Here is a 24,300-nt window from a genome sequence, read left to right on the forward strand (position 1 = left end):
CAGGCAACACCTACTTTGACTATTCAGGATGCGCAAGAACATGAAAACATTCACTCGCAAGCACTTGGTGGGACTAGCTACGACAGCCGTCATCGCATTCATGCCGGCTGCTGCGTTCGCGCACGGCAAGCTCGAAAGCGCCGTCCCGGCCTCCGGTGCCACGGTCGACGCGGCACCGGACACGTTGCGACTCACGTTCAACGAGGACCTGGAGTCCGCCTTCAGCACCGTGAAAGTGACCGACGCAAACGGCACCGCTGTGAGCAAGGAAAAGGCCAAGGTCGATGCCGCGAATCCGCGCGTGTTGACCATTGCTGTCCCGAAGCTGTCGCCGGGTTCCTATTCCGTGCAGTGGGCCGTCATGACACATGATTCCCACAAGACGAAGGGCGCATACGGCTTTCGGGTGAAGTGATGAACGACGGTCTCCTTGGCATCCTGCGGCTCGCGTCAGTCGCTCTTCAGAACCTCGGCTTTGCAGTTGTTGTCGGCGTGCTGCTCAGTGACCGGTGGCTCGCGCGCCGACCCTCACCGTGGCAGACAGGCGTGAGCCGACGGCTGCTTCGCGCTCTACGTATTGCGTCGGTCGGCGCACTGATGTCCAGCGCGTTTGCATTCTGGATTCATTGCGCGTTGATGAGCGACTCCACGCTGCTGGAGGCGGGGCCTGCAATCCGCTCGATGCTGGTGGCGACCGATTTTGGTCATGCCTGGTCGGTTGGCGAGGGACTGATGCTGTGCGTGGTCATCCTTTCGTTCATGCAGACGGGCAAGTCGATTCGATTTCCGCTAGCCATCTGGTTGGCCGTGGCTGGTGTCGCCCTCGCTCGAAGCAATGGGGGCCATCCGGTCGATGCTGGCCTTTTCAGCCTGCCTGTATGGGCGGACTGGATACACCTGCTCGCCATCAGCACGTGGGTGGGCCTTGTGCTGGTTGCGACTTACGTTGTGATGCCGCGTTTGTTCGAAGCGAAGAGAACCGAGCTTGTGAACAGTGGTGCGTTCGTTCAGTCGCTCTCGGACGCTGCCACGTTCGCGCTGATTTTGCTGTTTGCTACCGGTGCGTACAACGGGTGGCGCGGCGTCAATTCGGCGGGCAACCTGGTCGGTTCGCTTTATGGACAGATTTTGCTTCTGAAACTTGCGCTGGTGCTCGTTGCCGCCGCGCTCGGCGGGCACAATCGCTTCTTTCAGATGCCCGGCCTATTGGCGTCTTTGACAAATGCGTCATCGACATCGCCGGTACGCCACCTCAAACGCTTCGCCGCTGTCCTGCATGTCGAGTCGCTGGTCCTGGCGGGTGTGCTGGTCGCTGCTGCCGTGCTTGTCTCCAGCCCGCTGCCGGACGCCTAGTAGCCAGTTCGGCAGCGTTTGTTTCTTACGTCCACGCAGATGGTCACCGCCGCAGGGTCAATTGAGGGCTCAGCCAGCCTCGATTGACTCCCCAGGCAAAGGCCATCTTTTACAGGACCCGAACGCATGTTCGGGTCCTTTTTTTATGGCTCCAAGCCTTGTCATCGAAGCAACAGATTCACGTCAAGGCAGCATTCGCCGCCAGCGGCGCGAGCTACGGCGGCCCACATGTAATGCATGAACCCCATCAGGAACCGCTTGCACTAGCCGCCGCCTGCAGGGGTGGCGCACACGCTTGACCTTCCCATCATAGGAAGGTCCACAGTAAAAAATGTGCGGCGTACGGACCGTGCTCTACAGGGGCTCAATATGAACATTGGTGAAGCGGCGAAGGCGTCCGGCGTATCGGCCAAGATGATTCGCCACTATGAGGAAACCAGACTGATTCGGCCGGCGAAGCGCACGCAGTCCAACTACCGCGTGTATTCGCCCAGCGATGTGCAAATACTTCGGTTCATTAAGCAAGCGCGCCGACTCGGTTTTTCGATGAACCAAATCACCGTTTTGCTCGGGCTGTGGCAGGACGGCCGGCCGAGTAGCGAGGTCAAACGCCTGGCCATGGGGCATATCGGAGAGTTGGAGCTGCGTATCCGTGAACTCGTTGAAATGAAAGAGACCCTCGAGAACCTGGCGAAGCACTGCAGAGGCGATTCTCAACCTGAATGCCCAATCCTGAATGACCTGACTGCAACGTCATTGACCCAGCGCGGTCATGAGACGGGGGACTGCGGCCGCGCGCTTGACCTTCCAATAGGGGGAGGGCCAATGCTGGATTCATTCAGCCTGAACGGAGAGAAAAAATGGAATTTGAAGTGAAAGACATGACGTGCGGTCACTGCGCGGGCCTCATCACGAAAGCGGTAAAAGACGCGGACCAATCCGCGATGGTCCACGTATACCTTGACCAAAAGCGGGTGAAGGTTGTGTCTGAGACGTCGCCCGATGAGTTTCTGCATGCCATCTCCGAGGCGGGTTACAGCCCGATTTTGAAAGATTGACTCGCGCCCGAGCCGCCCTTGGCTCGGTTGTGATTATCGATGAGGTGATGAAAATGGAAGCGACAGTGCCGCAGGCCGGCGGTAGAAAGCCGGCCAAAGAATGGACTTTGCCCGTGGAAGGAATGACTTGCGCGTCTTGCGTGAGCCGGGTTGAAAAAGCGATTTTAAAAGTGCCGGGCGTCGAACGGGCGACCGTGAATATCGCCACCGAGCGCGCGAACGTAACGACGGACTCATCCGTCGTGGCGGATGCGCTTGTTGAGGCAGTGAAACGCGCAGGCTACGAAGTTCCACAGTCGTCGACCTCGCTTAACGTGGGCGGCATGACATGCGCATCCTGCGTTTCGCGCGTCGAAAAGGCGCTGCTCCGGGTAGCCGGCGTGACTGACGCCGTCGTGAACCTCGCAACAGAGACCGCAACGGTGCGCGGCTTTGCAGTTAGAGAGGACGCGCTCGTCGCCGCCGTCTCGAAAGCGGGCTATGAGGCATCGTTGCACAACAACGAAGCGAAGCAAGCACCGTTGCCCCGGCGAGACAGGGAGATGCTGGCAGTTTTAGTCTGCGCGCTGCTCACGCTGCCGCTGGCCGCGCCGATGGCCGCCCAGTGGTTCAGCCTGCACGTGATGCTGCCACCGTCAGTTCAACTCGTGCTCGCGACAATCGTGCAGTTTGCCTTCGGTGGGCGGTTCTACAAGGCTGCATACAAGGCGGTTCTGGCGAGAGCCGGCAACATGGATTTGCTGGTTGCGCTCGGGACTTCCGCCGCGTATGGGCTGAGCGTGTATGAACTGATGGCTCACCCGGGCGAAACGGGGCACCTGTACTTCGAGTCGGCCGCCATCGTCATTGCGCTGGTGCGTTTCGGCAAATGGCTGGAAGTGCGTGCGAAACGTAAGACGGCCGAGGCCATACGGGCTCTGAATGCTCTGCGGCCCGAAACGGCGCGCGTGCGCGCAAACGGCGAAGAAAACGACATTCCACTGTCCCAGGTAAGAGTAGACGACAGCGTGGTGGTTCGTCCTGGCGAGCGAATTCCAGTCGACGGCGTGATTCTGGAAGGCCAAAGCGATATTGACGAGTCGCTCATCACGGGTGAGAGCTTGCCGGTGTCCAAGGGCGCAGGCGACGCGGTCGTCACCGGCTCAATCGTGGCGCATGGCTACCTTGCTGTGCGGACGACGGCCGTCGGCGCGGACACGATGTTGTCGCGCATTATTCGGCTGGTCGAGTCCGCACAGGCCGAGAAGGCGCCGATTCAGCGTTTGGTGGACAAGGTCAGCGCGGTATTTGTGCCAGCTATCTTGGGCATTGCATTGCTGGCCTTCTTCGGCTGGCTCGCTGTGGGTGGAAGTGCCGAAATCGCATTGCTGAACGCGGTCGCGGTACTTGTCATTGCCTGTCCCTGCTCGCTCGGTCTTGCAACCCCTACCGCGATTATGGCGGGCACCGGCGTGGCGGCCCAGCACGGCATACTCATCAAGGATGCCGAAGCCCTGGAACTGGCGCATAGGATGAACGTAGTTGCGTTCGATAAGACGGGCACGTTGACCGAAGGCAAACCCAGCCTCGTCATATTCGAACCGGCGCATGTGTCACGAAACGAGGCTCTGCGGCTTGCTGCGTCGGTTCAGCAGGCGAGCGAACACCCACTTGCCCGTGCGGTCGTCGCGGAAGCACAACGCGAAGGAGTTGCACCGAGCAGCGTCGCAGACGTCACAGCGCTGCCCGGTCACGGCATTGAAGCTACCGTGGACGAGCGGCAACTCGTCATTGGCAGTGACCGGTGGTTGGGCGGACGCGCTGTCGAGGTGCCGAGCGAATTGCAACAAGCCGCCGAAGAAGCGCAGGCCTCGGGTTTGACCGTGTCATGGTTGATTGAAACCAACCCCGAGTCGCGCGTGCTCGCCTTGATGGCCTTCGGCGACGCCATAAAGGACACCGCGCGTCATGCTATCGGAGCGCTCTCAGAGATGGGCGTGCGTACGGTCCTGCTTACCGGTGATAACTGGGGTAGCGCGCAGCGCGTGGCAAAGGAACTGGGCATCGACGAAGTGCATGCAGAATTGCTGCCCGAGGACAAAGCGAACACCGTCGCCGCGTTGCGTAAGGCTGGCGCGGTTGTCGGTATGGTCGGTGACGGGATAAACGATGCGCCCGCGCTGGCAGCGGCTGACGTTGGCATCGCCATGTCAACAGGCACGGATGTCGCGATGCATGCCGCAGGCGTGACGCTGATGCGTGGCGACCCGTCGTTGGTGGCCGACGCGATTGACATCTCACGCAAGACGTACCGGAAGATTCGGCAAAACCTCTTTTGGGCGTTCGTCTATAACGTCGTCGGCGTGCCTCTGGCGGCTTTTGGTGTGCTCAGTCCCGTCGTGGCGGGAGCCGCGATGGCCTTCAGCAGCGTGAGTGTTGTCAGCAACGCATTGTTGTTGCGCACGTGGAAACCGCAGGCAGGCAGGTCGGCGTCAGGCACTGTTGAAATCGGCGCCGTTCAGGAAGAAAAAGCACGCGGTGCCTTAGCCACACCTCACTGAGCGGTGGCCTTCAGCGGGATAGCATGCATGGCCGGGTGCCGGAAGTGCGTACATTTCCGTTGAGTCCTTTCGCTGGCGGGCCGATTGCCGGCGGCACGCGCTGCGCCCCGTCACCATAATCGTCGGTCGGTGCCGGCTCTGTGCGCTGAGCGCCACTAGCTACACATTCGCGGGTACATGGATAAAACGGCTCCGCTATAATCACAGCCATGAAATTTCTTCGGACATTGCTCCTCCTGTTGCTTTGCGCCGCGCTGCCCATCAGTGGGCTGGCGGCCAGCGGCTTGACCGGAGAATGTCCAATGCAGATGCCCATGTCCGCTGACGAAGGCAGCGCCATGTCTTCGGACATGCCCGGCTGCGAGACGATGAAATCCTCGCAACCGGGGAAGGCCAAGGGGTTCTTCTGCAAGGCAACGGCGCAATGCCAGCTCGGCAGCCTGTATCACCCTGTCTCTGCTGCCGAGGTAACCCGTCCCGCCGGGCTGTCCAGTCCCGTCGTATTCCACTACGCACAGTCGCTGCCCGTCCGTGAACCGGCCGGTCTCTGGCGACCTCCTCGCACCCTCTAATCCCTTGCTGACAGGTTCGCCGCGTTTGCGGCGAGGTCGTCCTGCGTCCAGGACGTGGATTCCCTGTGGGAGTCCGCCGTTGGGGTTAGAACATGCCTTTAACTATTGGCACGCCGTCATGCCGGCGTGCGCCACTGCGCGCGCATTCACTTTTTGCAGCGCTGATTCTCGCGAGCGTTTCAGCCTACGCTCAGGAAGCACCCGTCACGCTTGACGCGGCATTGCAGGCCGCCACCGACCGCTCCGCTGCCATGGGGGCTGCACAGGCTTCGGTCCGTGCGAGTTCGGAAGCGGCCGTCCGGGCCGGCCAGTTGCCCGACCCGATGCTCAAAGCTGGCGTCGACAACCTGCCTGTGACCGGGCAGCAGAAATTCACAATTGGCCAGGATTTCATGACGATGCGCCGTATCGGCATCGAGCAGGAATGGGTGTCGGGCGACAAGCGCCGACTCCGGTCCGCATTGGCGAATGACGTCGTGGACCGCGAGCGGGCCGGCTACCTCGCCCAGCTCGTGAACACCCGCCAGCAAACGGCCACCGCGTGGCTGAACGCGGTCTATGCGAAGAAAGCTGTCTCGCTGCAGCAGGAGCTCGTTGGCCACATGACCCATGAGCTGGATGCGACGAAGGCCTCTTATCGTGGGGCGAAAGCGACTGCGGCCGATGTGATGCAGGCCCAGGCGATGCTGGCGCAGACCCAGGACCAGTTGCTCAAGGCCCGGCAGACGTTGCAGACCGCGCTTATAGGTCTGTCCCGCTGGACCGCAATGCCCGTTTCTGATGTGACGGGCGACCCGCCGGCGCCGCAGTCATATGTGTCATCGCTGCCGCCTGAGGAGCTGGGTGAGGTGCAGCCAGTGCTCGTCGCAGCATCACGGGACATTGCCGTCGCCGATGCCGATACGGCCGTCGCGAACAGCAACCGCAGTCCCAACTGGACATGGGAGGTCGCCTACCAGCAGCGCGGAGGCGGATTCTCGAACATGGTGTCGGTTGGCGTCAGCATCCCGCTGCCCATCCATCGCAAGAACTCCCAGGACCGGGACGCGGCGGAGAAGGCGGAACTGGGCACTAAGACGCGACTGATGTACGAGGACGCGCAGCGTCAGGTCGAAGCGGATATCCGTACGCAGTCAGCCACGCTCGCGAGCGGTCGCGAGCGCATTACCAATCTCACCCGCTCCCTGCTTCCCGCTGCGGACCAGCGCGTGCAACTGGCGGCTGCCGCATACAGGGCAGGCACTGGCTCGCTGGCCGATACCTTCGCTGCCAGGCGCGCGCAACTCGACGCCGAACTTCAGGTGCTCGACCTGCAGCGCGATGTGTCGCAAACCTGGGCCCAACTGGAATACCAGGTCGTGCCCGCTTCGATGTCCGTGAGTCAGTGAAGGAGAACAAGATGCAGAAGAAACAACTGGCACGTGCGGCTCTTGTGGTGTTTGCCGCAGCAGTGTTGCTAGGCGTCGGCTATGTGGCCGGCACGCATCGTTCGGCGATGAGTGGCGAGAGCGCTCCTGCAACTACACCCTCCAGCGACAAAATCGACCCGAAGACTGGCCGGACGGTACTGTACTGGCACGACCCAATGGTGCCGAACCAGCATTTCGACAAGCCGGGCAAGTCACCTTTCATGAACATGCAGTTAGAGCCGGTCTATGCCGATGAAGGAGGCGCCAGCGGTATCAAGATTGACCCGGGTCTTCAGCAGAATCTGGGCATTCGCTACGCAACCGTGCGGCGGCAGGAAACAACCGAAGGATTCGACGCGGTAGGCACGACACAGTTCGATGAATCGAAAGCTGATGTCGTCCAGTCGCGAGTGACCGGTTACATTGACCATCTTTACGCCAGCGCCCCGATGCAGCGCGTAACGAAAGGCGCTCCGATTGCGTCACTGTTCGTTCCAGAATGGCTTGCGCCGCAGGAAGAGTATCTGGCGCTAAAGCGTGGCGGCATGGATGACGGCATGCTTGCGGCGTCACGTGCGCGCATGCGTGCGATGTCGATTCCGGACGGTGTGATTGCAAGTCTCGACCGCACCGGCAAAGCGCAGACGCACATCACGCTATCCGCACCGGAAACCGGTGTGCTGACCGAACTGAACGTTCGCGATGGTGCGATGGTGTCGCCCGGGCAGACGCTCGCGAAGGTCTCCGGGCTCAACAGGTTGTGGCTCGTGGTCGAGGTGCCCGAAGCATTGGCCCTCCAGGTTCAACCAGGCATGAGCGTGGACGCTGTGTTTGCTGGCGACCCGGCGCAACATTTCACGGCACACATCCGCGAAATCCTGCCGGGCATCAGCACGAGCAGTCGCACGCTCCAGGCACGCCTCGAAATCGATAACGCGGACTTCAGGTTGACGCCGGGGATGTTGATGCGGGCGCGCGTCGGCGCCGCAAAAAAGGTATCGAGGTTGCTGGTTCCCTCGGAGGCCGTCATCACGACGGGTAAGCGGTCGGTGGTCATCGTCAAGAATTCAGACGGCAGATTACAACCTGTTTCGGTCTCCGTTGGCAACGAAGCCGGCGACGATACCGAGGTGAGCAGCGGCCTGATGGAAGGCCAGCAGGTCGTCGCATCCGGCCAGTTCCTCATAGACTCGGAAGCGAGTCTGAAATCCGTTTTGCCGAAGCTCGAAGCAACCGCACCGGCCGGTGCGAGCGCTCCGGGCCCGGCACCTGCTGCTGCAGCGCCGCCGACCTACGACACCACAGGTAAGGTCGAACAGGTGACGGCCGGAGACATCACGTTTTCACATCAACCCGTTCCAGCTCTGGGCTGGGGCGCGATGACGATGACATTCGGCAAACCGTCGCCGACGGCGTTTCCTGAGGTGAAGCCTGGCCAGACTGTTCATTTTGTCTTCAGGCAGTCGGGGGACGGATACGAGTTGACCAGGGTCGAACCAGTCGGAGGCGCCAAATGATTGCGCGTCTTATCAGGTGGTCTATCCACAACCGCTTCCTGGTGCTGCTCGCGACCGTGCTGGTCGCAGCATGGGGCGTCTACTCGGTGACTCAAACGCCGCTCGATGCGCTGCCCGACCTGTCCGATACGCAGGTCATCATCAAGGCATCGTACCCGGGCAAGGCCCCGCAGGTCATCGAGGACCAGGTGACGTATCCGCTCACCACGACGCTGCTTGGCGTGCCCGGTGCGAAAACCATTCGCGCGTATTCGTCTTTCGGCGATGCGTTCGTCTACGTGCTGTTCGACGACAAGACCGACCAGTACTGGGCACGCTCGCGCGTGCTCGAATACTTGAATCAGGTACAAAGCCGACTGCCACAGGGGGCGACCGTTTCGCTTGGACCGGATGCAACTGGCGTGGGTTGGGTGTACGAATATGCACTCGTCGACAAAACCGGGCAGCACGACCTCGGGCAGTTGCGCGCGCTTAATGACTGGTTCCTGAAGTTCGAACTGAAGTCCGTGCCTGACGTGTCTGAAGTCGCGAGCATCGGCGGCATGGTGCGCCAGTATCAGGTTGTCCTCGACCCGGACAAGCTTCGTGCGTATGGCCTCACGCAGGCGGCGGTGGCCGATGCGCTTGGCAAGGCGAATGAGGAATCTGGCGGGTCGGTCGTCGAGATGGCCGAGTCGGAGTACATGGTCCGTTCGTCCGGCTACCTGCGTACGCTCGACGATTTCCGCAACGTCGTATTACGCACGAACGATGCCGGTACGCCGGTTCTGCTCGGTGATGTAGCCCGGATTCAAATCGGACCCGAGATGCGGCGCGGCATCGCTGAGCTGAACGGCCAGGGCGAGGTCGCGGGCGGTGTCATCGTCATGCGCTCCGGCAAGAATGCGCTGACGACCATTGACGCAGTAAAAGCGAAACTGGCGGACCTGAAGCGTTCACTGCCGGCTGGCGTGGAAGTCGTGACAACCTACGACCGCTCGCAGCTCATCGAGCGCGCCGTGGACAACCTCAAAGACAAGCTCATCGAGGAGTTCGTCATCGTTGGGCTCGTCTGCGCGGTGTTCCTGTTCCATCTGCGCAGCGCGTTCGTGGCGATTCTGTCACTGCCGCTAGGCGTGCTGGCCGCCTTCATTATCATGCGCTATCAAGGGGTGAACGCGAACCTGATGTCCTTGGGCGGCATCGCGATTGCCATCGGCGCGATGATTGACGCGGCCATCGTGATGATTGAGAACGCTCACAAACATCTCGAAGCGTACGACCACGAGCATCCGGGCGAACAAATCACGACGGCACAGCGCTGGGAACTCATCGCGACATCTGCTGCGGAGGTGGGACCGGCGCTGTTCTTCTCGCTTCTCATCATCACGCTGTCGTTTATCCCGGTGTTCTCGCTCGAGGGGCAGGAGGGGAAGCTGTTCTCTCCTTTGGCCTTCACCAAGACTTACACCATTGCCGCTGCTGCCGGGTTGTCGGTGACGCTGGTTCCCGTGCTGATGGGTTATCTGATTCGAGGTCGCATTCCCCACGAGAACTCGAACCCCATCAATCGCGTACTGATTCGACTGTATCGACCGTTGCTGGAAGCGACGCTTCGGCGGCCGTGGGTTGCCATTGGTTTGGCGGTCGTTGCGCTGGCCGCTTCGGTGATTCCTTTATCCCAGCTCGGCGGCGAATTCATGCCACCGCTCGATGAAGGCGACCTGCTGTATATGCCGACAGCGCTTCCGGGAATCTCGGCCGAGAAAGCAAGTGAACTGCTACAGCAGACCGACCGGCTCATCAAGACGGTTCCGGAGGTGCAGACCGTCTTCGGCAAATCCGGGCGGGCCGACACCGCTACGGACCCGGCGCCGCTCGAGATGTTCGAGACCACGATTCAGTTCAAGCCACGCAGCCAGTGGCGACCCGGCATGACGCCGGAAAAGCTGGTCGATGAACTGGACGGGACCGTCAAGGTGCCGGGGCTGTCGAACGTGTGGGTACCGCCCATCCGTAACCGTCTGGACATGCTGTCTACCGGCATCAAGACGCCGGTTGGCGTCAAGATTTCCGGCAGCGACCTCTCGCAAATCGACAGAATTGCGGCGCAGGTCGAAACAGCGGTCAAGAATGTGCCGGGTGTCACGTCTGCACTGGCCGAGCGCCTGAACGGCGGCCGGTACATCGACATCGACATCGACCGCCAGGCGGCTGCACGTTACGGACTTTCCGTCGGTGATATCCAGTCTGTCATTGCTTCGGCCGTCGGCGGAGAAAACGTCGGCGAGGTCATTGCTGGCCGGGAGCGGTTCCCCATCAACATCCGCTATCCGCGCGAAATCAGGGATTCGCTCAAGAAGCTGCGTCAGTTGCCGGTCGTCACAGACCGTGGCGCGCAAATCCAGCTCGGCGATGTTGCACACATCACGATTGCCGATGGTCCACCGATGATTCGCAGCGAAAATGCGCGGCTCTCCGGCTACGTCTATGTCGATATCCGCAATACGGACCTGCAGTCAGCAGTCGAGGCAATGCAGCGCGCGGTCGCGGAGAAGGTGACGCTTCCGCCGGGCTATTCGATTGCATGGTCCGGTCAGTTCGAATATCTCGAGCGTGCAGCGGCGAAACTGCGCACGGTCATCCCCGTGACGCTCGTCGTCATCTTCGTGCTGCTCTTCCTGACGTTCAACTCGGCGACCGATGCACTTCTGCTGATGTCGACGGTGCCGTTCGCTCTGGTCGGCGGGTTCTGGCTCATCCGGATTCTAGGTCATGCAGTGTCGGTCGCAACCGCAGTCGGGTTTATCGCGCTCGCTGGTGTTGCAGCCGAGTTCGGTGTGGTGATGCTGCTTTACCTGAAGGGTGCGCTCAATCGCCGGCTGGAAGATGGTGAACCGCTAACCGAGGCGCTTCTGTTCGATGCGATTCGTGAAGGCGCCGTGTTGCGCGTGCGGCCGAAAGCGATGACGGTTGCCGTCGTGCTCGCGGGTCTCATCCCCATCTTGGTCGGACACGGCGCCGGTTCGGAAGTCATGCAGCGCATCGCCGCACCGATGGTGGGCGGCATGGTCACTGCGCCAATCCTTTCGATGTTCGTTATCCCGGCAGCCTGGTTCCTGTTGCAGCGCCGCCGTGCGCGCAAACAGGCAGGTGCAGGGCTCCCCCACGCAGTACCTTCCGGCATGAAAGTGCCATCTACTCAAACTGGAGAAGTTAAATGAAGAAGTTGATTGTTGCATCTGTTGCTCTTGCAGCCATCGTTGCTGCGCCCGCGTTCGCTGGTGATGACATGGCCGGCATGAACATGTCCAAGCCGTCGGTTTCGAAGATGTCATCGAACACCGCGCTCACCGATGCAGAGGTCAAAAAGGTGGATGCTGAGACCGGCATGGTCACGCTGAAGCACGGCGCGTTGGAAAACGTCGGGATGCCGCCGATGACGATGGCGTTCAAGGCGAAGGACACCGCGATGGTCAAGCAGGTTCACGAGGGCGACAAGGTCAAGGTCCGCGTCGAAAACGTCAACGGCACCCTCACCATCGTGAAACTGGAAAAGCAGTCATGATGGGGCGCTGACACAGCACTCGCAGGCTCGCCGCGTGACGGCGGGCCTGCGGTCGCACGTCTGCGCTCACATCTTGTGAGTAGAGGCACTGCAATGCGAATGACATCATCCCACCTACGGCAGCGAATTTGCCGTCAGACAGACGCAGCGAAGCGCGCGTTGCGCATCGCGCTTGGCTTGCTATTCGTTTTCATGTCTCTGGCCGCTTACGCGGTGAGCGAATCCGACCTGCTACCCGTCAACGAAGCCTTCCCATTGACGGTCAGCGTCAGCGGTCCACAACAGGTAACGCTCGACTTCGGCACGAAGCCTGGCTACTACCTATACCAGGACCGCTTCAGCTTCGCGGTGGATGGTGTGCCCGTTAAGCCGGACCAGATGCCGCCCGCAGAATCGAAAAACGACCCGACATTCGGCATGGTCCAGGTCTATCACCGGCCTGTGCAAATTCGCGTTCCGCTGCCCCGCGCCATCACGGCGAGCACCGTTCTGTCCGTCACGTCGCAGGGGTGTGCGGACCTCGGCGTCTGCTACCCACCGCTAACCCGAAGCTATCGAATCGCTGCTAACGGAGTCATCACCTCCATCGCGAACGAAGGGAGTGCAACGGCCGGCGCGACCGAGTTTCCAGTTGTCGGCGAAAACCGGAGCATCGATGTTTTCGGCCTGAATGTGCGACCGGCAAATGGTCTCGGCGTGTCTGAACTGCTGGGTTTCCTGCTTGCCGGTCTTTTGATGGCGGGCACGGTTTGTATGTATCCCCTCATTCCCATTGTGACCGCTGTTATCGGCGGAGGTCAGCAACGGCCAACCGTGTGGCGCGGCTTCGCGCTGTCGGTCGCCTATGTGCAGGGACTTGCGGTCACCTATGCGGTCGCCGGCACCATTGCGGCACTCATCGGCATCCCGTTGGTGGCTGTAACGCAAAAGCCCTGGGTGCTGGCCGCCTTTGGTTTGCTCATGGTCGTCCTCGCGTTCGGCATGTTCGGTCTGTTCAGACTGCAGTTGCCAACGGGCTGGCAAACCAGGCTTACTGAATGGAGTAACCGTCTACCCGGCGGCCGGATTGTCCCAGTGTTCGTGATGGGCATGCTCTCCGCACTGATTGTCGGCCCATGCTCGACGCCAGCACTGGCGGGTGCGCTGCTGTATATCGCCAACAGTCGCGATGTCGTCGGCGGAGCGCTGGCCTTGTACGTGATGGGCATCGGAATAGGCATTCCGCTGCTGCTCGTCGGTACTTTCGGCGCGCGCGTGTTACCCAGGTCCGGGCATTGGATGATTGCCGTTCAGAACACGCTGGGCGTCATGCTGCTTGCAGCAGCATTGTGGTTCGTCTATTCACTACTGCCGGATTGGCTGCTGATGGCATTGGTCGCTTTGCTGCTGGCCGCTTGCGCCATGATGCTACGCGCCATCGACCCGCTACCGCCGAACGCACACGGTGTGCTTCGCGTGGGCAAAGCAATTGGTGTACTGCTGCTGGTCGCCGTGATTGCCGAACTGGTCGGCGTTGCATCGGGAAATTTTGAGGTTCTTCAACCATTGCGCGGTGTTACGCGGGGCGCACAAACTGAGACGGCCAGTGCCGCGCGTTTTGAACCGGTACGGTCGACCGCCGAACTTGACCGGGCACTCGAGGCGGCACACGGCCAGCCTGTCATGGTGGATTTTTACGCCGACTGGTGTATCAGTTGCAAGGAACTGGAGCGATTTACCTTTACCGACGCGCACGTGGTGAGCGAGTTCTCGCATTGGAAACTGCTGCGTATTGATGTGACGAAGAACACACCCGACGACACTGAGATGTTGAGGCGCTTTGGGCTTTTTGGACCACCGGCTTTGATTTTCTATGACCGTAGTGGCCATCAGCAGACTGACGCGCAGTTGGTCGGTTTTGTTGGTGCTGACGCGTTCCTGGCGCATCTAAAGCGTTGGGGCCAGTGACGTACCGGGTAGCGCGCGAGGGTCATCCTCTCCTTTGGCGATGTCGTGTGGACCACCTATACTGAAATGATGGAATTCTGGGTAAAACTTGTCGCCTGTCTGCTCATCGCGTGGCTGCCGCTCCTCGGCTACCCCGCACAGGTGGCGCTTTGCCCGGAGATGTCGTCGTCGACAATGCAGTCGCAGATGAAGGCGCCGCATACACCGGGCATGGCGTCGTGCGCGCAAGATACAAGAGCGCACGTTATGGGTTCCCAGCCCGCATGTCACGGCGGCCTGAGCGGTCTCGGCTGCGGCATGGCTGTCATACCCACGACGCACAAGACGGCAGTCGTGACTTCCTCGCCCGTCTACCGGGCCACCAACCTCATCCTCATACCGCAGTTCATCCCCGAACTGCCAGCGCCTCCGCCTCGCTCCCTGTAGTTTCTTCGTCGACGAGTCTCGAACGGCCCCGCGTCGTTGTGCACGCACACGTGTCGCAAACGCCGGGCGCGTCGGGTCGCGCCTCGACAAGTGCTTTCTCAGTGACACGATTTAACCGAATCCGGAGATATATATGAACGCGAAATCACTACTGACTGCTGCCCTGTTGGCACTCTCGTTGGGTACGGGCGCTGTAGCAATGGCTGCCGGTGGGACCGGCAATGACGCGAGTCGCCCCCCGCAAACGCGCGAGCACAGTCCCTCCATGATGGGCGGTATGGGAATGGGAGGGATGGGCGGCGGCATGATGGGCAGTTGTCCAATGATGGGCGGCAATATGGGTATGGACCCGAAGACCGCGATGCGCATGCATGGGGAAATGATGAAGGCGATGGGCGACATCATGCTCAAGTACTCGGACCAGGCGGGTACGTCTCCATCGAAGTGACGCGGATTTCTTCTCGATACTGTTACCCAATCCAATTTCAGGAAGGAAACAACATGAAGTGCAACACAAAGACCATGGTGACGACTGCACTTGCGCTCGCGCTTGTTATCGCCCTTGGATATTGGGCGCTGCCTCAGTTCAGAGGCGCCCTCGCACCCTTTATCCTGGTGGCGTGCATGCTGGTGTGTCCGCTTTCGATGCTGCTCATGATGCGGGGAACAAAGTCCAGTACCGACAAGCACGACGTGCAGAGTGAAACGGTGACGGGTCCCAAGTCATGACCTGATTCATCACGACACGGACAAGTCACGCGGAGCAGCGCGATACCGCTGCTCGTCACGCTGCTCCGCGACTGGTGCGAAGGAGGAGTTCATGTTCGACAACGCTCGAATGCTCAACGTCATCATTATCATTTTCGCCGTCATTGGCCTTGTCGCTGTGCTCGGTATCGTCGGCATGGCTGTGATGCACGTAAGCATGATGCACGGTATGCGTTCTTGCAGTGAGGCGATGCGTCTCTGGCGATAGCGCTGACCTGTGAAATAGGAGAGGTGCAGTGAAAAATCGGATGCGCAAAAATGAGGAACATCAGGCGCGGCCGGTGCGTTCCCCGGCAATCACTTCGGCCAGGTGGCGCCTCGTGGCGCTGGTGGTCGCGCTGATTCTTGCGGTACCTGCGACGGTTCTTCTGGGACCGTCCTTTGCAGGGCACCCGATACTGGATTCCTCGACCGGGAGCACGGGTCTGCAAGAGCAGGTTCATTCGGAAACTGCGTGGCATGTTGGGATGTTGCGTCCTGATGGGTTGCGCATCATTCCCAGTGGCCGGTCCGATGCATCACACGTCCTGAACCCGAATCAATTTGCTGATAAGGACGTAAGGCATGCCTACTGGGTCGCGACGCAGATTCCGGCGACGCTCAACAAGCTCTATTGCTGGTGCGGTTGTGAAAATCGCGGCATACACCGCTCCAATCTTCAATGCTTCGAAGACCAGATGGCGGTGACATGCGCGGTTTGTCAGGGCACGGCAGAGATAGCCTGGCGCATGACACAGGCTGGAGTTCAGGATGCCGGCAAGATTCAAGCTGCCGTGGATGCGAAGTGGGCGCCAAAAGGACCAAACGGATAGCAGCAGACGGTTTCGCTAACAATCAACCGCTGAGGAGGACGACATGGAACTGAAATGCGTTGTTGCCATTGTCAGGCTCGATGTAGTGGAAGCACTGGAACGAAAGTTGGGCGCGATTCACATCCATGGCGTGACCGTTACCAAAGTGCGAGGATTCGGCGTACATCCGAATTACTTTGCCGACGATTGGACGACGGAGCACATCAAGATTGAAATCTTTGCGCAGGCGGAGAACGTCGATGTGCTGGTGAAGACCATCATGGATGTCGCACGTGTCGGCGCTGGTGGAGATGGGGTCGTTGCGGTGATTCCGGTGGAGAAATTCTTCCGCATTCGCAGTCAGGCGGAAGCGATACCGTGACTCGATGGCGGACATCGGTCCGCCGTCGTGCGACGCTTGACCTTCCCATTGCGGGAAGGTCTAAACAGAGATATACGGCAGATTGGCCGGCCAGACAAAGGCGGCTGAGATGAACATTGGTGAAGCGGCGAAAGCATCCGGTGTGTCGGCGAAGATGATTCGCCACTACGAGCGGACCGGACTTATCAAGCCAGCGGGCCGCACCGGGTCGAATTACCGCGTTTTCGGCTCGACCGATATCAAAATTCTTCGCTTTGTGAAGCAGGCGCGTCATCTTGGTTTTTCGATTAGACAAATCGCTACCATGCTTGAGTTGTGGCAAAACCGCAGCAGACCCAGCGGCGAGGTCGAGCGCTTGATTAACCAGCATCTCGCGGAGCTAGACTGCCGGATTCGCGAGATGACTGCGATGAAGGAGACCGTGGAAAATCTGGCGGTCCACTGTCGCGGCGACTCGCGGCCCGAGTGTCCGATACTGGAGGGACTTTCAGCACTCCTTCGCCTCGGCATTTCGCGCTGTCCATGAGTTTTTCGCAGAGTTAGACGCCGAACACCCCACGAGCTGACATAGAAAATACGTGCGCATGGTCGAAGCGCACATAGACGTTCGTGCGGTTACCGGACTGCATTGTTGGCGTCGCTAGCAGCCGCATGGACTCTCGCGGTTTCTGCAGTGCGCGGGCGGGCTTTTCACGGAACGCCGCCTCCGAAATCACTCATCCTCCAAGAACATCCCCTAGGCCCGGCTCGGCGTCATCCAGCAGCGACGCGCGCCCTTGCGCACTATAGCCATTGTCAAAAAATGCCATCAAGACACCTCGAGCCCAATCGCTTGCGCCACCGATTGGTGCTCGTAACAGCGCCGGTGTAACGTCGTCAGTTCGCGCGGCTACAGGTCGTCCAGGTCGAACTTGACAGCACGGCTCACCGATTTCAGGCGAGCCTGGATGAACTGCTCGTCGCAGTCGCGCAGCAGGCCGATAACGCCAATGTCCTCGTCCAACTGGTCCCAATGCAAACCCAAACCGGACACAGAAATGCGAACAGCGCGACGTCGCTCGGGCGTTGCAACCTTCAACTTTGGAAACCAGTCCAATGGAACGCGCAGCGAGCCACCGTCGTCCAGATATACGGTAAAGCTACTCTCGTCGAAAGACACTCCGATAGCGCGTGCCAATGTATGGACTCCTTAGCCCCGCGTGCGCGACGAACAACGAGGTCGATTGGATGGCGTAGCTGAGTCCGCCGGCTCGCTGCTGACAACGGCGCCAGAACAGGCTAAGGATTGTTGGGGCAATCCGGCTGCAAAAATCTTGCGGGCAACTACTACGGCGTCGTCGCAATCATTCACCGGAATTGGCGCAATTTTGAAGCGCGGGACGTCGCCCACAACAATCCATGCAATCGCGCCACGCAACGTTAGGCTCACGTCGAATCGTGCCGTCAACACGCAATTGTCGCGCACAAAAACAGTCAAAGCGTCGCTTTGCGGGTAGGGCCCCGCAGGCTGCACGTTCTGCAAAGCGCGAGCAGTTCGTTCCCACAATGTCTCACCGAGGACTCCCATTCGCGTGCCGGTACATACAAGCGGCATTGCCGATAACAGGTCGTGCGCCTGGTACGCACCCGCATGCACCGACACTGCAGTCAGCGGTGGCGACAGCAGCGGTAGGTTGTCGCTTAAGCACTCTGAACGCGCAGGCGAAGTGTCATCCGCCGTATCAAAGGGGATAGCTGACAAAGGAGCCCCGACAAACAGCTCCGCTATTTCCTTGCTGTGCGTTTCAACAGGGTCGGGCACCTCGAACGAGCCCTTAGCGACGCCAATGCGAGTTCCCGTCCATGTTTTCTCCCAACGGACCAGCTTCGCCACAGGCAAGCCGTGTCGAGCTATTATGAGTTCGCGTTCCAGCCCCTGTTCGACGGCCCTCACTAAGCGCGACAACGTGAATTTCGCTCGCAAAATGTTGACCACTTGCATCGTGCGTCCTCCCTTTCCGGTGACTCTAGTTCTTGCTGGCTTTCGCTTTGATGCTGTCGGACCGGCATGCGCGGAGTCCTTCCCGCTCTCTGTCGTGAGACCTGCTCGCTCGGACGCGCGGACCATTCTTTCCAGCCCTTATCGTTGTGCGGCTCGCTTACGCCTCACCAGGCGCCCATTTTTCATCAACAGAGCCCTTCTGGAACTCGACTAAACTCAGATAGTTGGCTTACCGAATCGCTCATGTAGACGCGACCGAAACTGCTCGACGACAGCGGGGTCGCCCAGCCCTGCCTCAGTTTGACAGTGAACTAGGCGGTCGCGGCAGCACTCGAAACCATCTTTTCTGTCATCGACGGCTAACCATCTGTCCAGTGAGTGACGTCGGACGTAATCAAGAACCTGGGCTCCGCGAGACAACCTCGGCCAAAGCAGTTCGTTTTCACAACCCTGATAAGTCGCCCCAATCACTTTTCTACGCAACAATGAGTCCGGCAACATGTTCAGCGTGGGCTCGACGCCGAAACGAAAAGTCCAGTCTGAAGACAGTACAACCTCGACATCCGGATAGCAACGCAGCAGGCCGTCAAGCGTTGGTACATGTTCAAACAATTCAATGCGGCCCGGCGCGCTGCTGACAATTCGACCTCCCACGGCGTAGCTATCGCCTCGATGCAGAACGCCGTCAATGTCCACAAAGAGCACCCGCCGCAACAGCTGTCCCATCAGCGGTCTCCGTCCGCGCGGGCACAGTCTCCGGACTCTTCGCGGTCTAGTTCGTCAAAAAATGCGTCACTGTCGCGATGGCTTCCTTGCGCTATATCCCTTCGGTCGAGCTCAAGGATAAGCGGCAGTGTGGCTGTGTTGAAACGGTCTTGGGTGCAGGAGGCACGCATGCTCAGTCTATTACGGGATGTTGGTATTTCTGGCTCCTGAAATCGAGTCCGGGGATTGCATTCAGGATTCTCCTCAACTCATCATCAATGCACGCGCTATAACCGCTGAAGCGACAGTTTTCTAGCGGCTACAACGACATGGAGTACCACGCCGACGATGTCTTCGTCAGCGACCCGGATTGCGTCTACCTTGTAGGTCGACACCTCGTGACAATCGACGTTTGCATGTGCAACGCCGTCAACGATAGTCACAGCAATACGTGCTTCAGGAATGGGCGAAGCCTGACCGGCGGGGTGCCGAGAGATGAACACCGTAGCCTCACTTGCCTTGGGGTAGGGTCCGCTGGGATGGATATATCCGCCTGACTGCAGCGCACCCTCTGCACGCTTCCAGAGATTAACCCGTGGGTCTATCTCATCAGCCGCTGTCAGCGCAGGTTCCATGTTACGTGGTTCCTCCTGGTGGCGACCCAGGTAAATCTTGACTACAGTTCTTGTCCAATCCGCCGCATACGCTCGTGCCATCTCTCGCAGCAAATGGTATTGCCGCTCATTGCGGAGCGCCTCGAGCGGCGATATGCCCCCGAGATTAACGTGCCTCGACGACAGATACCCGAGTCGGCACGATGGCGGTGCTGGCACGAGCAGTCGACAAATTGAATACAAACGTCTGAGGTCAAGACCCGGCGTAGCGAGAAGCGCCGGAATATAACGCACTCCGTCGACGACTATTGTGAACACGTCTCCCTTCTGAAGCATCTGGGCGAGTCGCCTCTCACTGAGCACAAGACGTTTGCGAAATTCGTCTGCATGCAGTAGGTCTCCGGTTGCGACCATTAGCCGCCTTGCCGCTAGCGCTTGTTGCTCGATTTCATCCTGGAATGTCATCGCGATTCGGCTCTCTGCCTCGACAACCGTGAAAGAGACCCCTACCGATGTCTTTGTTATAGGAGTTCGTTCACCACATCTTTAGTGGAAGGTGGATTCCTAATCGGGTCCGCCAAATACTCGGAGCCCCCTGACACTAGGTCATGGTTGTCTCCACTGTGATGCTTGCTGCATCTACGTATCCGTCTTGGTCAGCCCAGCCATATCGATTCTTTAGCAATCGACGCAATCAGGCCCTCATCTGGATAGTGACGCAGATTGTGACTTGCTCGTTCCTGCAAATGCCTTGCATCGAGGTGCTCAGGGTGTAGGGATAACTCCAGCAACAGTTCGCGCGCACGAATTAGCGCCTGCGTTCGTTCATCTGGCATCGTCATCGACCTTTTCTCCTCTGAACGATTCCGTCGACTAGGTCTTAGTCGATGAAGTTGTCCTTGAGGCGCTAGCCTCTCAGGCAGCTTTTGACTGCCGCCGACGGGACTTCACCGGTTTTCAAATGTCCAAATTTGGGAACGTAGCGCTCAGCAGTTTTTGCGTTACCTCCCAGACGCCATCATTACTGCCGCAAGCAACGGGACCGATGTCCACACGTGGCGAGTCCCTAATGACGACCCCCGCCGACGCACTATCGAAATCGCGAACGATGTCGAGTCTGGCCAAGACTTCGCCTCGAATGTCCGTCGAACTAGCTCGCTCCACAAAAACGGTCACGAACCGCATCGTCTTTGCTGGTCGCGGAAGCGACCGATAGTGTCGAGCCGAGACGGTAAGGTCGGCGAGAAGCGATATTAAGCATCGTTCAACATCATCTGATGCCTCCGTGTGTTTGTTCCATGCGCGCCCCCGCCGCATCGACAGCAGCGGTAGCTCATGCGACAAATGTAGAAATTCACCTGCATGCGCCCGCGCGAACCACGCTACTTTTTCACCTGTGCGAGGTGAGTTCATCCCGTCAGCTCGCGCCTCGAACCCGGCATCAACTCCTCCGTGACATCGGTCCACTCCTGGCCGTCTCCCAAGATGCGCCACACTCGGTTCCGCACGTACTCAGCGTCACTGTCGCGGCCCGCCCGCCCTAGCAACCGATATGTTCGCCCGCTCGCGGTTTGTCAGCTTCGACTTGCCGCATCGAGCTCCAGGATTTTGGTACTAACGCGGCCATCGCGGCTTTCGAGACAAAATCCCACGAAATGCTGCGTGTCGTCTGCGAATCGCCGTACGGACCAGCGCTCGAGTTCGACGGTCATGAGTCCCTCTCCGGTTTGATGCAGGTAAACGGACATCCTTTGCTCCTATTTCGTTTTTAAGACCGTCAAGCCTTCTTTCCTTTTTTGCTTGCGCCGTTCATAGAGGGCATCTCGGAGCCCCTTTTGAAGATTCGCCCAATTTCAAATGAGGAGCGCGTCATGAGGTCCACGTAACTTCGCGGAGTCAGTTCCTGCAGCATGGACCTAACTCCGCGCCCAAAAGCATCACGCACATCACCCGGCAATGACCGCCAGAGCTTCTCATTAAGTCGTGGCGTTGCCATTCGTTTCACCTGAGGGCGACATTGGCGAATTTCGGACAACTAGCTCAGGATGCAAACCAGCGGCGACTTGCACTTTCAAGGTTCTTCTCTCTTGACATCGAACAGCATCTCTGCGAGACGACGCTGAAATGCCGCATCTTGATTTGCCCGCAGCGGAAACTTGAAGTTTCGCGCCGTTCGCAGCGCGGCCGTGGCAACCGTCGCGCGCAAAATGTCGTCGTCAGAAAGTGCGTCAGTCGCAGGGGCGCCGAATCCCCGCAGGTGGCTTTCCAGCGCGGCGCGTGCCGTGTCATCGAACCCGCGCTCGTGGTCTACGTCAATTCGCGACGAACCGGTGCGATGGGAAAACTCGAAGTCTTGAGAAGCCAGTATCACGAAAGGTTCATTGCGATTCGCCATGAAATCAAAAACCGCCTGTTCCTTCGTACTCCCTATAGTATTGAGCACATTTAAGACGCGCCGTCCAAATCCAGAGTCCGCTTGCCGCAGGGTCTTGAGGTCGTAATAAAGGGGCCAGTCATTGCCTACGACAATCACTGCTCCCGGGTACGCACTGAGCGCTTCCCCTAGCAGTTGGACATCCCTCTCTAGAGAGCAGCAGGATTCCGGGGAATTTTCACGTGTCGTCAACGATGGATGACGATTCATCGGACCGAGTACTCCGCTGACGCAGAAAAATATATAAACCATTCTTGCTCCGCTCGCATCACACAAAATAGATGCGCCACTTGTTTCGCGTCGCGGACCTTGGCGCCGGACTTTTCAATTCGGGGAGGCCCGAGCTCACGACTGGCTCTCTATTGTTCAAGTCGCGCTACGATGAGTCGATTGTAGATGTTTACGGAGTAGATGTAAACACGGTAGACGCTTGCGCGGTAGACGAACGGCCGGTGTTCCGACAATCTCCGCGCATGGACGAAATTGATAACAAAACGGTCGACCCATGGCTGCGCCGCCGCCTAGCGCTTCAGGTTCGCCGGTTGAGGTTAGAAAAGAAGGTTTCGCAAGAAAGGCTCAGCGAAGACTGTGGTTTTCACCGCACTTACATCAGTCAGGTCGAACGCGCAGTCACAAATATCACTCTCGACAACCTTCAGAAACTCGCGGAGGCACTAGGGGTCGACCCGTCCGCGCTTTTGGCCGCGTGAGCTCCTACCACGGTTATGGGCGCGTTCAAGCCTAGCGTGCACGTTGCAAGAAGCGCAAAGACTCGGCGCTCACATAGCGGGGACAACGTTTCCGCTCGGATTCGAACCGCGCAGAATCCTCGTGGTTGCCGCGACAGGTTTGCAGACTCGGCGACCGTGACGAGGCCGGCGACCTAAAAACCGACGGTACAATCGCGCTTAGCAGCAAGACAAAGCATAGGCAAGTGCGAGGCCTGAGCCTCGAATCGCTGACGGCGAAGCCTAGCCGCGCCGAACGTCTCGTTGACGATGGGAGTAACGTACCGGCACTGGAAGACAACCAAAGGCGATATATCTGCGATATTCGCTTTATCCGGCGCATGGCCCACCTTTAGCAATTCAGTCCCGCAGATGAGCCCGTCCTCATTAAAGTTTTAAAGTCGTATGAAAAGTCATCAACGCGCACTATCCGACGACATGCTCGCTGGCAAACATTGTTGGCCTTAGCTGGCGCACAGGTGTCCTGTGACAATTTCCCATCGATTCACTTTAGGCCTTGAGCACGAGAAACGGTTTCCGCGCTAAAACGCCAAAACCTTAAGGACTGGAGTGCTCCCATTTACAACCACTTAACCGCTGGAGAGAACTTTTTCTTAAAGTAAGCGAATGGGTTTTATCCTCATTCTGGCCGAGTTCATCCGAGGGACCATGAAGGATAGTTCGTTCCCTCTCCATCGGTCGTCCCACCGCGTTCACAAGCGCCATCGCGCACATCTGCTGCTCCGGACGTCTCCAACAGTCGGTATGGAGGGACCACCGCGAAGCACTAACTCTCGGCGTTTGGCAACGCCTCGTCCCGACATCCGCGAAATAACGCGGGTTTGCCTGCTCTCAGAAAGCCCGCCCCCTAGAGCCTTCCGCTGCGCACGCAAAACGACCCATCTGCCGAGCCTGGAACATGCAACGAGTCCTTCGACGCACGGACAGAAAGTCCGTCGCTTCGGGCGTCTGGCGGTCCGCTCCCATTTAAGTCCGGATGCTACACGATAGTTATTAACTCTCTTTCGCCCGTGCGTCGGACCGCATAACGAGTCGCCGAACACTGGTCTCCAAAACCGCGCAAAGAGGAATGCAAATTCCTGGCGCAGGCACTGAGTCGCAAAGAACGTCGCTGTTTTAACCGGCGAGCTATACGAGTTTTAATTGCTCCGCAACTAGCCGCGCTCTCGGACCTGCCGACGACATAACGAATCCTCGACCGTACGACTCATAACCGTATGGCACAGCGCAGACTTAATAAATTGACTCACCATGAGCTGATGCGCACGATGCGTCCTGCCGAAGGTGAGTGACGAAAATAGTCGTCATCGCGCCCAACCTCCAAAAATTGATTGCTACGCGACCTTGAACGGTCCAGCGCCCCCCGTGGCTAATACACACCGGAACCACCACGCAATTGACACCACACTGGTTACCAATCAGCGCGTGGCCAACCAGGTATGCGTCGCCGGACGCGCCGTCTCGAGCTTCATGCCCGCCCTACCGACTGCGCTCGCGCGCGCCACTC

At 59.1% G+C, this 24,300-nt stretch carries 25 protein-coding genes and 1 pseudogene; 19 read left to right on the forward strand and 7 right to left on the reverse strand.

Annotated elements, in window-relative coordinates; genetic code table 11:
- The first annotated feature begins 40 nt into the window (after positions 1–40).
- The 18 genes and pseudogenes from copC to cueR (PQR02_RS27015) all read left to right on the forward strand — a co-directional run bounded on the left by copC (position 41) and on the right by cueR (PQR02_RS27015) (position 16,836).
- Complete coding sequence (copC, locus tag PQR02_RS26930; RefSeq protein ID WP_408238465.1) at positions 41–415, forward strand: copper homeostasis periplasmic binding protein CopC; 375 nt, start codon at positions 41–43, stop codon at positions 413–415.
- Positions 415–1,353, forward strand: coding sequence for a CopD family protein (locus tag PQR02_RS26935; protein WP_408238468.1), 939 nt, complete (start codon positions 415–417; stop codon positions 1,351–1,353). The genes copC and PQR02_RS26935 overlap by 1 nt, the downstream gene beginning before the upstream one ends.
- A gap of 369 nt (positions 1,354–1,722) precedes the next feature.
- Positions 1,723–2,097 (forward strand): annotated as a pseudogene (gene cueR / locus PQR02_RS26940) (Cu(I)-responsive transcriptional regulator); the annotation flags it as partial.
- Between the two features lie 116 nt (positions 2,098–2,213).
- Complete coding sequence (locus PQR02_RS26945; protein ID WP_408238471.1) at positions 2,214–2,411, forward strand: heavy-metal-associated domain-containing protein; 198 nt, start codon at positions 2,214–2,216, stop codon at positions 2,409–2,411.
- A 53-nt stretch (positions 2,412–2,464) separates the two neighbouring features.
- Positions 2,465–4,951, forward strand: coding sequence for a heavy metal translocating P-type ATPase (locus tag PQR02_RS26950; protein WP_408238553.1), 2,487 nt, complete (start codon positions 2,465–2,467; stop codon positions 4,949–4,951).
- A 209-nt stretch (positions 4,952–5,160) separates the two neighbouring features.
- A complete protein-coding gene (locus PQR02_RS26955) occupies positions 5,161–5,523 on the forward strand; it encodes a hypothetical protein (RefSeq protein WP_408238474.1) in 363 nt (120 codons plus the stop codon).
- Positions 5,524–5,615: 92 nt separating this feature from the next.
- The gene (locus PQR02_RS26960; RefSeq protein WP_408238477.1) at positions 5,616–6,911 is read left to right on the forward strand and encodes a TolC family protein; all 1,296 of its coding nucleotides are present in this window, start codon (positions 5,616–5,618) and stop codon (positions 6,909–6,911) included.
- 11 nt (positions 6,912–6,922) lie between these two features.
- Positions 6,923–8,449 carry an efflux RND transporter periplasmic adaptor subunit gene (locus tag PQR02_RS26965; protein ID WP_408238480.1) on the forward strand — a complete coding sequence of 509 codons (1,527 nt, stop codon included), beginning with the start codon at positions 6,923–6,925 and terminating at the stop codon, positions 8,447–8,449.
- On the forward strand, positions 8,446–11,652 hold the full coding sequence (locus tag PQR02_RS26970) for an efflux RND transporter permease subunit (protein WP_408238483.1): 3,207 nt from the start codon (positions 8,446–8,448) through the stop codon (positions 11,650–11,652). The genes PQR02_RS26965 and PQR02_RS26970 overlap by 4 nt, the downstream gene beginning before the upstream one ends.
- Positions 11,649–11,996, forward strand: coding sequence for a copper-binding protein (locus PQR02_RS26975; RefSeq protein ID WP_408238486.1), 348 nt, complete (start codon positions 11,649–11,651; stop codon positions 11,994–11,996). The genes PQR02_RS26970 and PQR02_RS26975 overlap by 4 nt, the downstream gene beginning before the upstream one ends.
- Before the next feature lie 159 nt (positions 11,997–12,155).
- Entirely contained in the window at positions 12,156–13,943 is a 1,788-nt protein-coding gene (dsbD, locus tag PQR02_RS26980) for a protein-disulfide reductase DsbD (protein ID WP_408238489.1), read from the forward strand.
- Positions 13,944–13,988: 45 nt separating this feature from the next.
- Entirely contained in the window at positions 13,989–14,369 is a 381-nt protein-coding gene (locus tag PQR02_RS26985) for a hypothetical protein (RefSeq protein ID WP_408238492.1), read from the forward strand.
- A 133-nt stretch (positions 14,370–14,502) separates the two neighbouring features.
- Positions 14,503–14,817: a hypothetical protein gene (locus PQR02_RS26990; RefSeq protein ID WP_408238495.1), complete on the forward strand. Its 315-nt coding sequence runs from the start codon at positions 14,503–14,505 to the stop codon at positions 14,815–14,817.
- Between the two features lie 53 nt (positions 14,818–14,870).
- Positions 14,871–15,098 (forward strand): DUF2933 domain-containing protein, encoded by a 228-nt coding sequence (locus PQR02_RS26995; protein WP_408238498.1) that lies wholly within the window; start codon positions 14,871–14,873, stop codon positions 15,096–15,098.
- A gap of 91 nt (positions 15,099–15,189) precedes the next feature.
- Positions 15,190–15,345 (forward strand): hypothetical protein, encoded by a 156-nt coding sequence (locus PQR02_RS27000; protein WP_408238501.1) that lies wholly within the window; start codon positions 15,190–15,192, stop codon positions 15,343–15,345.
- Between the two features lie 28 nt (positions 15,346–15,373).
- Positions 15,374–15,949, forward strand: a complete 576-nt coding sequence (locus PQR02_RS27005; RefSeq protein ID WP_408238504.1) for a PCYCGC motif-containing (lipo)protein — start codon at positions 15,374–15,376, stop codon at positions 15,947–15,949.
- Between the two features lie 43 nt (positions 15,950–15,992).
- Positions 15,993–16,310, forward strand: coding sequence for a P-II family nitrogen regulator (locus PQR02_RS27010; RefSeq protein WP_408238507.1), 318 nt, complete (start codon positions 15,993–15,995; stop codon positions 16,308–16,310).
- Between the two features lie 109 nt (positions 16,311–16,419).
- Complete coding sequence (gene cueR, locus PQR02_RS27015) at positions 16,420–16,836, forward strand: Cu(I)-responsive transcriptional regulator (RefSeq protein WP_408238510.1); 417 nt, start codon at positions 16,420–16,422, stop codon at positions 16,834–16,836.
- A gap of 363 nt (positions 16,837–17,199) precedes the next feature.
- On the opposite strand, the gene PQR02_RS27020 is transcribed toward cueR (PQR02_RS27015), so the two are convergent.
- The 7 genes from PQR02_RS27020 to PQR02_RS27050 all read right to left on the reverse strand — a co-directional run bounded on the left by PQR02_RS27020 (position 17,200) and on the right by PQR02_RS27050 (position 22,296).
- Positions 17,200–17,487 (reverse strand): DUF2442 domain-containing protein, encoded by a 288-nt coding sequence (locus PQR02_RS27020; protein WP_408238513.1) that lies wholly within the window; start codon positions 17,485–17,487, stop codon positions 17,200–17,202.
- A gap of 12 nt (positions 17,488–17,499) precedes the next feature.
- A complete protein-coding gene (locus PQR02_RS27025; protein WP_408238515.1) occupies positions 17,500–18,291 on the reverse strand; it encodes a type II toxin-antitoxin system Phd/YefM family antitoxin in 792 nt (263 codons plus the stop codon).
- Positions 18,292–18,507: 216 nt separating this feature from the next.
- A complete protein-coding gene (locus tag PQR02_RS27030; protein WP_408238518.1) occupies positions 18,508–19,017 on the reverse strand; it encodes an HAD domain-containing protein in 510 nt (169 codons plus the stop codon).
- A gap of 266 nt (positions 19,018–19,283) precedes the next feature.
- Positions 19,284–19,631, reverse strand: a complete 348-nt coding sequence (locus PQR02_RS27035; protein ID WP_408238521.1) for a hypothetical protein — start codon at positions 19,629–19,631, stop codon at positions 19,284–19,286.
- Positions 19,632–20,266: 635 nt separating this feature from the next.
- Complete coding sequence (locus PQR02_RS27040; RefSeq protein ID WP_408238523.1) at positions 20,267–20,452, reverse strand: BPSL0761 family protein; 186 nt, start codon at positions 20,450–20,452, stop codon at positions 20,267–20,269.
- A 732-nt stretch (positions 20,453–21,184) separates the two neighbouring features.
- Positions 21,185–21,322, reverse strand: a complete 138-nt coding sequence (locus tag PQR02_RS27045) for a hypothetical protein (protein ID WP_408238526.1) — start codon at positions 21,320–21,322, stop codon at positions 21,185–21,187.
- A gap of 359 nt (positions 21,323–21,681) precedes the next feature.
- Positions 21,682–22,296 carry a hypothetical protein gene (locus PQR02_RS27050; protein WP_408238529.1) on the reverse strand — a complete coding sequence of 205 codons (615 nt, stop codon included), beginning with the start codon at positions 22,294–22,296 and terminating at the stop codon, positions 21,682–21,684.
- Between the two features lie 221 nt (positions 22,297–22,517).
- Here PQR02_RS27050 and PQR02_RS27055 point away from each other — a divergent pair, with 221 nt between their 5' ends.
- Positions 22,518–22,754 (forward strand): helix-turn-helix domain-containing protein, encoded by a 237-nt coding sequence (locus PQR02_RS27055; protein ID WP_408238532.1) that lies wholly within the window; start codon positions 22,518–22,520, stop codon positions 22,752–22,754.
- The last annotated feature ends 1,546 nt before the right edge of the window (positions 22,755–24,300 follow it).

The sequence above is a fragment of the Paraburkholderia sediminicola genome, from assembly GCF_046026895.1.
In the GTDB taxonomy this organism is placed as follows: Bacteria; Pseudomonadota; Gammaproteobacteria; order Burkholderiales; family Burkholderiaceae; genus Paraburkholderia; species Paraburkholderia sediminicola_C.